At 70.6% G+C, this 12,609-nt stretch carries 11 protein-coding genes; 6 read left to right on the top strand and 5 right to left on the bottom strand.

Annotated elements, in window-relative coordinates:
- Positions 1-56 precede the first annotated feature (56 nt).
- Both OV079_RS39970 and OV079_RS39965 read right to left on the bottom strand, forming a co-directional pair.
- On the bottom strand, positions 57-938 hold the full coding sequence (locus OV079_RS39970) for an HD-GYP domain-containing protein (protein ID WP_267774926.1): 882 nt from the start codon (positions 936-938) through the stop codon (positions 57-59).
- The gene (locus tag OV079_RS39965) at positions 920-1,198 is read right to left on the bottom strand and encodes a response regulator transcription factor (RefSeq protein WP_267774925.1); all 279 of its coding nucleotides are present in this window, start codon (positions 1,196-1,198) and stop codon (positions 920-922) included. Before OV079_RS39965 ends, OV079_RS39970 begins: the two co-directional genes overlap by 19 nt.
- Before the next feature lie 73 nt (positions 1,199-1,271).
- Between OV079_RS39965 and OV079_RS39960 the strand changes: the two genes are divergently transcribed.
- From OV079_RS39960 to OV079_RS39945, 4 genes are all read left to right on the top strand, one after another.
- A complete protein-coding gene (locus OV079_RS39960; RefSeq protein ID WP_267774924.1) occupies positions 1,272-2,312 on the top strand; it encodes a metallophosphoesterase in 1,041 nt (346 codons plus the stop codon).
- Between the two features lie 44 nt (positions 2,313-2,356).
- On the top strand, positions 2,357-3,628 hold the full coding sequence (locus OV079_RS39955) for an arginine N-succinyltransferase (protein ID WP_338088987.1): 1,272 nt from the start codon (positions 2,357-2,359) through the stop codon (positions 3,626-3,628).
- 298 nt (positions 3,629-3,926) lie between these two features.
- Positions 3,927-5,204, top strand: coding sequence for a hypothetical protein (locus OV079_RS39950; RefSeq protein ID WP_267774921.1), 1,278 nt, complete (start codon positions 3,927-3,929; stop codon positions 5,202-5,204).
- Positions 5,205-5,306: 102 nt separating this feature from the next.
- Entirely contained in the window at positions 5,307-6,143 is an 837-nt protein-coding gene (locus OV079_RS39945; RefSeq protein ID WP_267774920.1) for a hypothetical protein, read from the top strand.
- Between the two features lie 128 nt (positions 6,144-6,271).
- On the opposite strand, the gene OV079_RS39940 is transcribed toward OV079_RS39945, so the two are convergent.
- The 3 genes from OV079_RS39940 to OV079_RS39930 form a co-directional block, all read right to left on the bottom strand.
- A complete protein-coding gene (locus OV079_RS39940; protein WP_267774919.1) occupies positions 6,272-8,755 on the bottom strand; it encodes a protein kinase domain-containing protein in 2,484 nt (827 codons plus the stop codon).
- A 9-nt stretch (positions 8,756-8,764) separates the two neighbouring features.
- On the bottom strand, positions 8,765-9,655 hold the full coding sequence (locus OV079_RS39935; protein ID WP_267774917.1) for an ADYC domain-containing protein: 891 nt from the start codon (positions 9,653-9,655) through the stop codon (positions 8,765-8,767).
- A 340-nt stretch (positions 9,656-9,995) separates the two neighbouring features.
- Complete coding sequence (locus OV079_RS39930) at positions 9,996-10,877, bottom strand: hypothetical protein (RefSeq protein ID WP_267774916.1); 882 nt, start codon at positions 10,875-10,877, stop codon at positions 9,996-9,998.
- A 248-nt stretch (positions 10,878-11,125) separates the two neighbouring features.
- Between OV079_RS39930 and OV079_RS39925 the strand changes: the two genes are divergently transcribed.
- Entirely contained in the window at positions 11,126-11,425 is a 300-nt protein-coding gene (locus OV079_RS39925; protein ID WP_267774915.1) for a hypothetical protein, read from the top strand.
- Positions 11,426-11,717: 292 nt separating this feature from the next.
- On the top strand, positions 11,718-12,521 hold the full coding sequence (locus OV079_RS39920) for a hypothetical protein (protein WP_267774914.1): 804 nt from the start codon (positions 11,718-11,720) through the stop codon (positions 12,519-12,521).
- Positions 12,522-12,609: the final 88 nt, after the last annotated feature.

Below are 12,609 nucleotides of genomic sequence, written 5' to 3'. Positions count from 1 at the left end.
GCGCCTGCTCTGGTGGCCTCACCGAGCTCGCGCGCCGGGCGCCCGTTGCGAATCGTTCAACCGACCAGGGCGACCGACTCGGGGTGTGGCTCCGGGTGGCCGTCGACGAAGCGGTCGCGGATCGCCAGGACCTCGTCGATGTGGCTCAAGAACACCTCGATGAGGTTCGGGTCGAAGTGCGAGCCCGCGTTCTTGCGCATCAGGTCGAGCGCGGCCTCGAGCGGCCAGGCCGGCTTGTACGGGCGGGCGCTGGTCAGCGCGTCGAACACGTCGGCGATCGCCGCGATCCGGCCCGGCAGCGGGATTTCCTCGCCGCGCAGCCCGCGGGGGTAGCCGTTGCCGTCCCACTTCTCGTGGTGCGTGTGGGCGATCGTCGCCGCCACCTCCAGCGGCTCCGCCGTCGAGCCGTGGAGGATCCGGTACCCGATCTCCGCGTGCGTCTTCATGATCGTGAATTCCTCCGGCGTCAGCCGCCCGGGCTTGAGGAGGATCCGATCGGGGATGCCCAGCTTGCCGACGTCGTGCATCGGGCTGGCGATCCGCAGCAGCTCGCAGGTGCTCGGGGACAGGCCGATCTTGCTGCCGATCAAATGGCAGTACCAGCTCATGCGCTGCAGGTGCTGCCCGGTCTCGTCGTCGCGGAACTCGGCCGCGCGCGACAGGCGATAGATCGTCTCCTCGTGCGAGGCCCGCAGCTCGCTCTGCATGCGCGTCAGCTCGGCCACCGCCGCCGCCAGCTCGGTGGTGCGGTCGTCGATCGCCCGGGCCAGCGCGCCCTTCTGCAGCTCGAGGTTGTCGTAGTAGCGCTTGACCCGCACGCTGTTGCGGATCCGTGCCAGCAGCTCGACCTCGTCGAACGGCTTGCTGAGGAAGTCGTCGGCGCCGGCCTCCATGCCCTTGCGGCGCAGCTCGCGGTCGTTCACCGCGGTGATGAACACGATCGGCGTGTGAACCCCCGCGCGTGCGAGCGGATGTTTCGACATACATCGAGGCCGCTCATGCCGGGCAGTCGCATGTCGAGCAGCACGGTGTCGGCGCCGCGGGCGAACACCTCTTGCAGCGCTTGCTCCCCGGAGCTTGCGAGGGCGACGTCGTAGCCTTCCAGGCGCAGCAACTTCTCGAGCAGGCGGCGCATCGTCGCCTCGTCGTCGACGACGAGGATCCGGCCGCCGTTGAGCTGCGGAGCGCCGCTGTCCATCACTCGGACGTTACCGCGGATCGCCGCGCCCGCGGGGCCCGCGGATCCGCGCGCCGTGTTACGCTCCCGGTCCATGCGTGAGGACCCGCGGCGAGCGACGCGTACTGCCCTGTGCGGGGCGATCCTGGCACTCGGAACATGTTCCTTCGCGGCCTGTGACTCGGCGCGGCGGCCTCCGAGCGCGCAGCAGGTCGCACGCCCGGCGGCGGTCGCGGAGCAAAACCCGGCCTCGCCGTCGGCTGCGACTGCGGCGCCGGCGGCCGCGCCCACCACCACGCGTCTGCCAGCGCCGGCGCGCCTGGTCGCTCTCGGCGACCTCCACGGCGACTTCGAGGCCACGCGCGCGGCCCTGCGGCTCGCCGGGGCGATCGACCCCCAGGACAAGTGGATCGGCAAGGAGCTGGTGGTCGTGCAGACCGGCGACCAGCTCGACCGGGGCGACGGCGAGCGCAAGATCCTCGAGCTGCTCGAGCGCCTGCAGACCGAGGCCCGGGCCGCGGGCGGGGCTTTGCACGTGCTGAACGGCAATCACGAGCTGATGAACGCCGCCGGCGACTTGCGCTACGTGACCGCCGGCGGCTTCCTCGACTTCGAGCAAGAGCCCGGCGTCGACCTCGCCGACCCGCGCGCCGCCCGCGTGCCCGAGCCGATGCGCGGTCGCTGGCTCGCGTTCGCGCCGGGTGGCCCGTGGGCGCGCAAGCTCGCGACCCGCCCGGTCGTCCTCGTCGTCGGCGAAACCGTGTTCACGCACGGCGGCTTGCTGCCGCAACACGTGCGTCGCGGCCTCGACACGATCAACGACGAGGTCCAGCGCTGGCTCCGCGGCGACGGAGAGATCTCCCCCGAGCTGCTGCAGGACGACGAGAGCCCGGTCTGGGTGCGCCGCTACTGCCTCGAGCCCAAGCCGGCCGAATGCGAGGTGCTGCGCGAGACGCTCGCCGCGGTGCCGGCCAAGCGACTGGTCGTCGGTCACACCGTCCACAAGGAGGGCGTGTTCTCGGCCTGCGACGGCGCGGTGTGGTGCATCGACGTCGGCATGGCCGCTTATTATGGCGGTCACCCCGAGGCGCTCGAGATCGTCGGCGACAAGATCACGGTGCTGCGCGAACCGTGATGTGAGTGCCGGACGCAGTGAGGGCTCGCACTGCGAGCGCCCGCATGCGTGCCTCGGTGCCACACTCTGGGGCGAAAGCTTCGATCCGGGGCGCCACGACGCGCTCCATCGAGCCCCTGGAAGGTGTCCCGATGTTCCTGTTCCGCGAGGCAGCAATGAGCGACGAAGATGCGATCTTCGAGCTCGCGCGCCACCTCAACAGCCTCAACCTGCCGCCCGAGCGGCCCTACATCCACGAGCTGCTGCAGCGCTCGTTGGCCTCGTTCCGCGGCAGCCCCGACTTCGACCCGACGCGCCGCTTCCTGTTCGTGCTCGAGGGCGACGACGGCCAGGTCGTCGGCACGTCGATGATCCACGCCCAGCACGGCGACACCGACGAGCCGCACGTGTTCTTCCGCGTCATGCAGGAGGAGCGCTACGCCGACCTCCGCGTCACCCCGAACTCCGAGGTGCACGACGTCCACATGACGCACACGATGCTGTACCTCGGCCAGACCTACGACGGTCCGACCGAGCTCGGCGGCCTCGTGCTGCGCCCCGAGCTGCGGCATCACCCCGACAAGCTCGGCCGCCTCTTGTCGCTCGCGCGCTTCGTCTTCATCTCGAGCCACCGCGGGTGGTTCCGCGACCGCCTGCTCGCCGAGCTGTTGCCGCCGCTGGTCCAGGGGCCCGGCGGGACCACGCGCTCGCCGCTGTGGGACGCGCTCGGCCACAAGTTCACCGGCCTCACCTACCACGAGGCCGACCGCCTCAGCCGCTTCAACAAGGAGTTCATCTGGCGGCTGTTCCCGACCATGCCGATCCACGCGTGCCTGCTGCCCGAGGGCGTGCAGGACATCATCGGTCAGGTCGGGCCCAACACCGTCGGCGCCAAGCGGCTGCTCGAGAGCATCGGCTTCCAGTACAGCGGCCGCGTCGACCCGTTCGACGGCGGCCCGCACTACGAGGCCGACACCGACCAGGTCACCATCGTCCGCGACACTCAGGGCTACGCGCCCGTCGTCGGCGAGCCCGACCCCACGGCTCAGCCCGGCATCGTCGCGGTCGTGCAGGACCGCGCGCCCCACTTCCGCGCGGTCTGGACCCCCGCGCAGGCCCTGTTCGGCGCCGACACGCCGCCCGGCGCCTCGCCCACGCAGGTGCTGGTCCGCCGCGAGGCGCTGCAGCAGCTCGGCGTGCTCGCGCCCGGGCAAGACACGCCCTCACCCGAGGCCCGCGTCCTGGTCGCCTTGCGCCCGCAACGACGCTACTCCGACCGCGTCGCCAGCGTGCCCCCGGGCGCGCGCTCGCCGACCGGCTCGCTCCGCCTCAGCTGACCTTAGAGCCAGGTGAGCCGCGAGCTCACCGGCGCTTCTGGACACCGCTTCCTGGGTCCATGCAGGGAGCGGCGACTCGAGCGAAGTCGGCGAAGTCACTCGCCCGGGTCGCCATCACGGAGATACCCTCACCGCGATCTCACTCCATCGGGAGATTGCGCGGACGACAGATGGATCGCTTCAAAGCAGGCTAAGGTGACGTGACGATCTCGCCGGCCGCTCATGACGAGCGGCCTCCACGCGAGACGGCAGCGACACCGACATGCGTCAACCACGAACCCTTACCTTCTCTGCTTGCTTGACCCTCACTCTGACCGCCTGTGGTGATGACGGCGGCCCATCGATCTCCGACACCGCGAACATCACCACGCTCAACCCGACCCTCCCCGGGACGTCGACGTCCGGCGTGGAAGACCCGACCACCGGCACCACCGACCCTTCGGGGACGATGAGCGACTCGGAGTCGGCGACCGAGCCGACCGGCACCACCGCGGACGCGACCGCGACCGGCACCACGACCGAGGCCGCGACGACGACCGACGACACCTCGACGACGACCGACGACGCGACGACGACCGACGGCACCTCGTCGACGACCGACGACACGACCACCGGCAACGGGACCACCGGCGACATCGACGAGTGTCAGGCGCCGGCGACGCAGCCGCCGTGCGACGAGGCCGGCGACGACATCTTCAAGGCGATCGGCCTCAACTGCTCGGACAACAAGGCGATGGCGATCCCGATCAAGAACCCGGTGATCATGGCGCCGGACACCAGCAGCTACCGCGTCGCCACCCACTTCGGCACCGCGAAAGATCCGATGGACCCGAACCAGTGGGCCTGGGCGCCGAAGGAGGGCTCGCGGTTCCTCGTGATCGGCTCGGGCACCTTCCCGAACCTCGAGGGCGACGGCGGCCTCGTCGAGCAGAACGGCCAGGACACCCAGCCGAACGGCAACCCTGGCGAATTGATGCAGTTGCCGGGCGTCATGCACCACGAGGTGGGCAGCAACAACGGCGCCGGCGGCACGCCCTTCATGAACTGCGACGGCGTCCACGACTGCTCCGACACGATCGCAAACCAGTGGAACGGCATCGGCGCCGGCGTCGCCTACGACGTGTTCTACATGTCGTTCGACCTCGAGGTCCCGCAGGGCACCCACGGCTACCTGCTCGACTTCGCGTACTTCACCGAGGAGTGGCCGAACTACGTCAACGCGACGGTCAACGACATGTTGATCGTGTGGTCGACCAGCGAGACCTTCACCGGCAACGTCACCTTCATCGACGAGCAGCCGCTGACGGTCACCGCGCTCGACCCGTACATGACGATCCTCCCCGGCGACCCGCTGCTCGCGGGCACCGGCTTCCCCGGCGACGGCGAGGGCGCCGCGACCGGCTGGTACACCGCCAAGGGCTCCGCCGCGCCCGGCGAGACCTTCACGATCGCCATCTCCGTGTTCGACCTCGGCGACAACGTGTGGGACACGGTCGGCATCATCGACAAGTTCCGCTGGGACTGCATGGGCTGCGTCCCGAACGAGGTCGACAGCTGCGGCATCATCCCGCAGTGAGCCGGCCCGCGAAGGGGCCGCCGGATTGACCGACCACGGCGCAGACGAACGACGGCATCGCTCGTCGTCGTCTCAACAGCCGTGGTCGTGCTTTCCGCCGCCATGATCGTCGTCGTCGTCGTCGTCCCAGCCGCCGCCACCGTCGTCATCGTCGTCGTCGTCGTCCCAGCCGCCGCCGTCTTCGTCATTCGGATCGCCGTCGTCGCCATTGCCGCCGTCGTCATCCGGATCGCCGTCGTCGCCATTGCCGCCGTCGTCATTCGGATCGCCGTCGCCGCTATCGTCATTCGGATCGCCGTCGCCGCTATCGTCATTCGGATCGCCGTCGTCGCCATTGCCGCCGTCGTCGTCATCCGGACCGCCGCCGTCGTCGCCACCGCCGTCGTCTTCGCCCACGCCGTCCTCGCCCCCGTCGCCACCGCCGTCGTCTTCGCCCACGCCATCGTCTTCGCCGCCGCCGTCATCCGGACCGCCGCCGTCGCCTCCGCCGTCCTCGCCTCCGCCGTCGTCATTCGGACCGCCCTCGTCGCCTTCCTCGTCCCTGCCGCCTGGGTCGCCCTCGTCGCTCCCTCCGTCCGGCCCCTCGCCGCTCGGGTCGAAGTCGCTCGGATCGCCGGGCAGGCCGCTGGTCGCAGCGTCGTCGCCGGCCGTCGTGGTCGGCATCGACGTCGACGCCGATTCGCTGACCGACTCTCCGCTGTCACTGTCGGTGACGCCGGCGCTGTCGCTCGCGGTGCCGCCATTGTCGCCGGAGCTCGTCGTCTCGCCTCCCGACGCCGTCTCCGTGAATCCTTCGGAGGGATCGGGGTTGCCGCAAGAGATCGTCGACGCGAGCGCGAATACGAGGATGTGTCGCATGGTGCTTTCAAAGATCGGTGCAGCCGATCTGCGGACAAGGATGCTCGACATGTGCTGCGCGTCACCCTCAATTTTCATTGATGGCGATCGAACGAAGTTCGACCGCGTCGCCGCGCCGCGCTCCGATTCGGGCCTCGCGTCCGGACGTCCGCGCGACGAACTCGGCCGCTCGGACGGGCGAAGTGACCGTCGGATCGTCGACGCGATCGCTAGCGCTCGCTCGTCGGCGCGCCCGTCAGCTCCCTGTCCCGAAGGACAGCCCGCTGGCTCGCCTCGACATCGCCGGTGGCCGTCCACACCTCCGCCGCCCGCGCGTAGAACGACGCCGCGCGGGCGCCCTCGCCGTGCTGCGCCGCCAGCTCGCCCAGGCCCTCGAGCGCCTGCGCCAGCAGCGGGTGGCTGAGCTTCAGGGCCTCGGCGATGGCCACCGCGCGCGCGAACGCCTGCTCGGCCTCCGCGGCCCGCCCGAGCCGCGCGTGGACCCGCCCGAGCCCCGTCAGCGGCTGCAGCAGATAGAGGTGCCGGGGCCCGTAGGCCGCCTCCATGCGCGTCAGCGATCGCTCGTAGTTGGCCTGCGCCCGCTCCAGCGCCCCATCGCCCGCGTCGGCGTCGGCGAGCCCGGCCAGCGCGTGCGCCACGAACGGATGGCCGTCGCCGAGGATCGCCGTGAACAATTGCATCGACAACTCATAGTGGCCCCGCGCGCGCACGAAGTCGCCGCGCTCGTGGTACATGCTGCCGAGGTTGTTGTGGGTGATCGCAATCAGCGGATCGGGCGGCCCCGGTCGCCGCCCCAGCCCGGCGATCGAGCGCTCATAGTAGTCGCGCGCGGTGTCGATGTCGCCCTGCAGGTCGTGCACCGCGCCGAGGTTGTTGCTCAGCAGCGCCTGCAGCCGCCCGTCGTCGTGGGCCCGCTCGACCAGCGCCTCCGCGAACACCTCCGCCGCCAGCGCCTCCGCCCGCCGGTTCAGCCCCTCGCCGAGCACGAAGATCCGCAGCGCCGCCGCCTCGGCCGCCACCGCGTGCATGTCGTGGGCGATCCCGAGGCGAATCGCCCGCACCAGCGCCGCCTCGGCCGCTGCCGGATCGGCCGCGCCCACCTGCAGCCGACCCTCGACCAGCGCCGCCTCGGCGATCGCCGGCCCGTAGCCGACCGCGTCGGCCTCGCTCCGCACCCCGGCCACCAGCGCCAGCCCGGGCTCGAATTGCCCGGTCGCCTCGAGCACGGCCGCCCGCGCAGTCTTGGTGCGCAGCTCCTCGACGCGGGCCGCCGCGCGCGGATCGTCGGGCGGCGCGGTGCCGCCGAGCAGCCCCTCCGCGTCGGAGCACGCGCCGATGCTCGGCAACGCCGCGGCCGCCTGGACCGCGTGCTCCACCACGTCGCGGTCGGCGGCGGCGAGCACGTCGACGAGGGCGGCGAGGTGCGCCTTGCGCCGGCCGAGGCAGGCGCTCCGCAGGTCGATCATCCTCCCGGTCTGGCTGCCGACAGCGTGCGCCTCGCACACTTCGCGGCTGGCGTCGGTCCACGACCGCGCGTAGTCGTCGAGCCGGCCCGTCACCCGCTCCAGCGCCTCGCCGGCGAATTGCGCCTGCGTGGCCGCGAACGCGGCCGCCACCGCGTCGGCGCGCCCGCGGTCCCACACGCCCGCCAGCTCGTGCAAGGCCGCCTGACAGCGCGGCGCCTCCTGGCTACGGCTCGCGGCCGTGTAGCTGATCGCCGACGCCAACCCGAGCAGCCCGACCACCGCGGTCACCGCCAGCGGCCGGCGCCACGGGTCGTGCTCCAACGCCGCGATCATCGCCGCCAGGCTCGGCCAGCGGTCCTCCGGCCGGTACGCCAGCCCGCGCTGGATCACCTTGAACAGCCGCCACGGCACCGGCGAGCCCGGCGACGGCGGCGGCACCGTGCCGACGCGGATCTGCTTGCGGATGCCCTCCCACGAATCGGCGCAGAACGGGTGCTCGCCGTACAGCGCCTCGTACAGCGTCAACGCGAAGCTGTATTGATCGGACCACGGCCCGACCGGCTGGCCGAAGTGCTGCTCCGGCGACATGTACAGCGGGGTGCCGAGCGCGTTGCCGCGGCGGGTCAGCCGCGCCGACCAGCGCACCCCGCCCGAGCGCTCGCCGCTCACCTGTCCCATGGGCAAGGTCGACTGCTCGACCGGCTCCTCGGTCTGCTCGTCCTCGAGCTCGCGCTCCTCGCCCGCGCCGGCCTGCACCAGCCCGAAGTCGACCACGCGCGCCCGCCCGTCGGCGTCGACCAGCACGTTGTCGGGCTTGAAGTCGCGGTGGACCAGCCCCGCCGCGTGCGCCGCCGCCAGCCCGCGCCCCGCGTCGCAGACGGTGCGCAGCGCCGCCGGCCACGTCCGCGGGTGCGCCCGCTGCCAGCTGCCGAGCGTCTCGCCCTCGATGTACTCCATCGCCATGTAGAGGCTGCGCTCGTGCGGCCCCACTTGATAGACCTGGACCACGTGCGGGTGCGACAGGCGGGCCATCGCCTGGGCCTCGCGGATCATCCGCTCACGCACCGACTCGTTGTCGAGCAAGGACGGGCGCACCAGCTTGAGCGCCACCTTGCGGTCGAGCGCCAGGTCGTAGCCGGCGTACACCACCCCCATCGCCCCCTCGCCCAGCTTGCGCAGGACGACGAAGGGCCCGATCGCCGTGGGCTGTGCCTGTGACTCCGACATCTCCGCGAATCAGGGCACCGTGACGCCCGACTGGATCAGCCCGCCCGAGGCGAACGACTCGCCGCAGGCGGCCGGCTCGCAGGCCAAAGTCGAGGCGGCGAGCCGGGTGTGCGCGAGGTCGAGGCAGGTCGCCCCGTCGGGGCCCCACTCTGCCTCCACGGCGTAGCTCGTGCCGGGCTCGGGGTTCTCGACCCCGATCTCGTCGAGCACGTGGATCACCATGCCGTCGATCGTGTGCGACTCGCCGTCGCCGCAGTAATCGGCGCGGACCATCCGCGTGCACGCCTGATGGTGGTCCGGCCACACCCACGGGTGATAGCCCCAATCCGCGCACTTGCCGATCGCCGCGTCGCGACAGGCGAGCGTCACCAGGCCGCTGTCCATCGGCACCCGGTCGCCCGTCACCGGGTCCCAGACCTCGCCGACCAGGATCGCCTGCGTCGCGCCGCCGAAAGCGTTCATGCACAGCGGCTCCCAGGCGCCGACGTCGTCCTTGATCTGCAGGTCGTACAGCCATAGCCCGGAGGGCTGCGCCGTCGCCCCGGCGATCTTCACCTTGCGCTTCTTCGGCGCCCCGTCGACCAGGCCGAAATGCAAGATCGCGCCGACGAGCTGGGTCCCGACGAGCGTCGCCCCGCTCGAGGTCTGGACCCGCAGCTCGCTGCCCTCGAGCCACGCGTTCGTCACGGTCCAGCCCTGGTGGAGCTGGAACATCTCGAGGTCGATGTAATCGCCGGTGCCGCTATCGCCGTTGAGGCGAAATCCGTTGAGCCGAAATCCGTTGAGCCGAAACCCGTTGAGGCGGAATCCGTTGAGCCGAAACCCGTTGATCTCGAGCTCGCGGACGCTCACCTCGTCGGACAGATCCGCCCGGGGGATGTCGTCCACATCACACGCCATGGTCGCCATGATCAACCCCGACACAGTCGCTCGTCGCACGCGCATCTATTCAGCCCCCGCCCGTATCAAGATGCGACCGGGCCGAGGCCCTCAAACACCTCCGCAGCAGGACGATGTCGCGACGAAGCATGGCCACGCGCCTGCAGGCCAGCACGTCACGTCCGCCCCGAGTGCGCCACCCTCGCAGTCCGACCTGCAGGCCGGTGTGGGTTCTCTCCGGCAAAAACTCGCCGCAGCGCCTGCCCCGACCGCTCGAATTCAAGCCCCGGCGCGCGGCCCATGCCGCATCGGGCACCCGGTACGGCTTCACGCTGGGATACGCGGCAGAACCGCGGGGCCGTCACTCGGGCGGCAAGCAGGCGCCGATGTAATTACTGAAGCCGACGCTCTGGCACACGCGACCTTTCGGGCAGGTGTCGGGCTCCTGAACGTTGCACACGAGCGTGCAACAGCCCTCGCCGGGGCACCCCACGATAGGGACGCAGTAGAGGCCCTCCCCGCACAAAAAACTGCCTTCGAAGTCGCACACCTGACCATCGCCCGGGCCCGACGCCGGCTCCGGGGAGCAGGTCGTGAAGACGCCCGGGATACAGAAGTCTCCTGGCGCGCACCCGGCGTTGCTGAACGGGTTGCACTCCTGATCGTACGAGTAGCAATTGTCGCAGTTGGGATCCGACGGATCGTCGCAGATCTCGTCGTCCTCGACCAATCCGTCGCCGCAGTAGCTCGTGTAGCACCCGCCGAGCACGCAGCGCTCGCCCGCCACGCAGTCGGCATTGTCGGTGCACTGCATGCATTTCGGCTCGTCGGGGAACGCCTCGTGCGAGTCGCCGAGCGCCGTGTAACAGGCGGTGATGCATTGCTCGACCTGGTCCGGCGGACCGTCCCAGCACGTCCCGTCGGCGCCGAAGCCCGTCTGCGCGGCCGGCAACGCCTCGGGCTGGGTCACTGCCAGACACGCGAGGTACAGCTCGCACAGCTCGCGCGACGGCACGAGCCCGCCGGTCGTGTCGGCGCCGGTCGTCGGTCCTTCGGTCGTACCGCCCGTGGTGCCGGTCGACTCGCCGCTGGTCCCCGGTGGCTCGCCGCTGGTCCCCGGCGGCTCGCTCGAGGGGCCCGGCCCGCCGCTCGAGGGATTAACCGCTCCGGTGTGCGTCGCCAGCGGGTCGCTGTCCGAACCACACGCGACCGAGAGCATCACGACCAGCGCCATCTTCTTCATCAGCGCTCTTTATCAGGGAGCGGACCCCGTCGCAATACGCCGGGCATCGGACGCGCCGCTTCAGGCGGGCCTCGAGCCACGTACACGCCCAGGCCGATCCGAGCCGGACCGGAAGTTGTCCGCCCCTGCGGGCGCGGTGAGGCGTGACATCGCGCCCGGTGCGAGCTACCATGATGCGCGAGCCGCCGCCTTGGGCTTGCTGCCCCAAGTGGGTCGAAGCTGGATTCGAAGCTCTCGAATGTCCGCTCGTGCTCGCAGTCGGCGCGGCGGATCCGGAGCGAGAGCTGCCTGGTCTCGCGGCGCTCGGTCTCGTCGTGGAAGATCCAGAACAGGAATTCGGCGCAGTCGAGGTTGTCGTCGCTGGCCTGCTGCAGACGCAGCTCGCGGTGTCGAGGATGCCTGGCCCCGGGCGCTCGAATTCAAGCCCCGACGCGTCCGGCACGACGTGCCCTTTCAGTCGCTTTCATCGCGACATGTTCTTTCAGACACTTTCATTCGCTCGCATCCTCGATCGCTCGCGAGCGTCGGACCTCGCCTCGTCGCCGTGAGCACGATCGCTACGCGATTCGCTTCGGTCCTGCTTCAGACCTGACCTGCGCGTCGCGGTGACCGGGTCCGCCCGACCCCGAAGCGCGCCGCGAGCGTCGCCGAAAAAATCCGATTGGATGTGTCAGGAATCGTCGCGGCCGAGCAACCCCCTCGTGAAGCCGGACGCTCCGCCGGGCCGGCACGAACGAGCCCCGACGACTGTGGGCATTCCCACGTCGATCCTCGCTCGACCATGGCGGTCGGACGTCGGGACTCCTTTTTGGAACATCAGCGATCGCCCCGAAGGTCACCATGCACAAGCACATCCGTAACGTCTTCGCCCTCTCGTTCCTCTGCGCCGCCGCCTCGGCGCTCACTCTGTCCGCCTGTGACGCCCCCGAAGGCGGCGCCACCCCCGAGTCGCAATCGACGCTGCGCACGCCCGCGGAGCTCGGCCTCGGCGACGGCTGGGTCGAGCAAGATCAGGGCCTGTGGAGCCGCATCGGCGCCGACGGGGTGGAGGAGTTCGTCGGCGTCGGCGCGCCGGGCAAGCTGCACGGCCTCGCCAGCCTGTACGCGGCCGAGGAGCACCTGGCGATCGCGGCGGAGGCCGAGGGCAGCGAGACGTCGCAGGCCCAGCTGGCGGAGATCCGCGCCATCATCGTGGACATGGAGAACGCGGAGATCGTGGCCCCGAGCGACGAGACGTCGTTCCGCTGCCAGGCCCAGCTGACGCACACCGCCTTGGCCGGCCCGAGCTCGTGCAACGCGGTCCAGGCCAACGCGGGGGTCACCTACAACAACGCCTGCAACGCGACCACCGAGACGATCCAGACCTATACCTACGCGACCTGCGGCGTGATCACCACGACGCACAGCTGCGGCCCGAAGACCGGCCTCTCGGTCGGCTGCGGCTCGTACTCGACCCTGTCCAGCGCGACGTCCTCCTGCCAGTCGTACGCGTACGCGGCCAGCAACTACTACTCGACCTGGAAGATCAACGACATCAAGGGCTACTGCGAGCCGGAGCCGACCTGCGGCCCGTGCCCGGGCAACTACGACTGCCACTGCGGCGAATGGGAGGGCTGCGTGCCGCGCACTCAGCAGTGCAAGTAAAGGGTCCACGGCGGAGGGCGCCCTCGCAGCGCCCTCCGTTCGGTCTCGTCACGATCGTCACACCCACCATTCGCCGGGCCTGCTCGGG

It is taken from the genome of Nannocystis pusilla, assembly GCF_026626665.1.
GTDB lineage: Bacteria > Myxococcota_A > Polyangia > Nannocystales > Nannocystaceae > Nannocystis > Nannocystis pusilla.
The sequence above is the reverse complement of the archived record's forward strand: the minus strand, read 5'-3'. Positions and strand labels throughout refer to the sequence as shown.

What these genes read in the sequence shown, in the direction of transcription:
- OV079_RS39965 (WP_267774925.1), bottom strand. Translation starts at nt 1,198, where the DNA reads ATGGACAGCGGCGCTCCGCAGCTCAACGGCGGCCGGATCCTCGTCGTC.
- OV079_RS39960 (WP_267774924.1), top strand. Translation starts at nt 1,272, where the DNA reads ATGCGTGAGGACCCGCGGCGAGCGACGCGTACTGCCCTGTGCGGGGCG.
- OV079_RS39955 (WP_338088987.1), top strand. Translation starts at nt 2,357, where the DNA reads ATGCGTGCCTCGGTGCCACACTCTGGGGCGAAAGCTTCGATCCGGGGC.
- OV079_RS39945 (WP_267774920.1), top strand. Translation starts at nt 5,307, where the DNA reads ATGATCGTCGTCGTCGTCGTCGTCCCAGCCGCCGCCACCGTCGTCATC.
- OV079_RS39940 (WP_267774919.1), bottom strand. Translation starts at nt 8,755, where the DNA reads ATGTCGGAGTCACAGGCACAGCCCACGGCGATCGGGCCCTTCGTCGTC.
- OV079_RS39935 (WP_267774917.1), bottom strand. Translation starts at nt 9,655, where the DNA reads ATGGCGTGTGATGTGGACGACATCCCCCGGGCGGATCTGTCCGACGAG.
- OV079_RS39930 (WP_267774916.1), bottom strand. Translation starts at nt 10,877, where the DNA reads ATGAAGAAGATGGCGCTGGTCGTGATGCTCTCGGTCGCGTGTGGTTCG.
- OV079_RS39920 (WP_267774914.1), top strand. Translation starts at nt 11,718, where the DNA reads ATGCACAAGCACATCCGTAACGTCTTCGCCCTCTCGTTCCTCTGCGCC.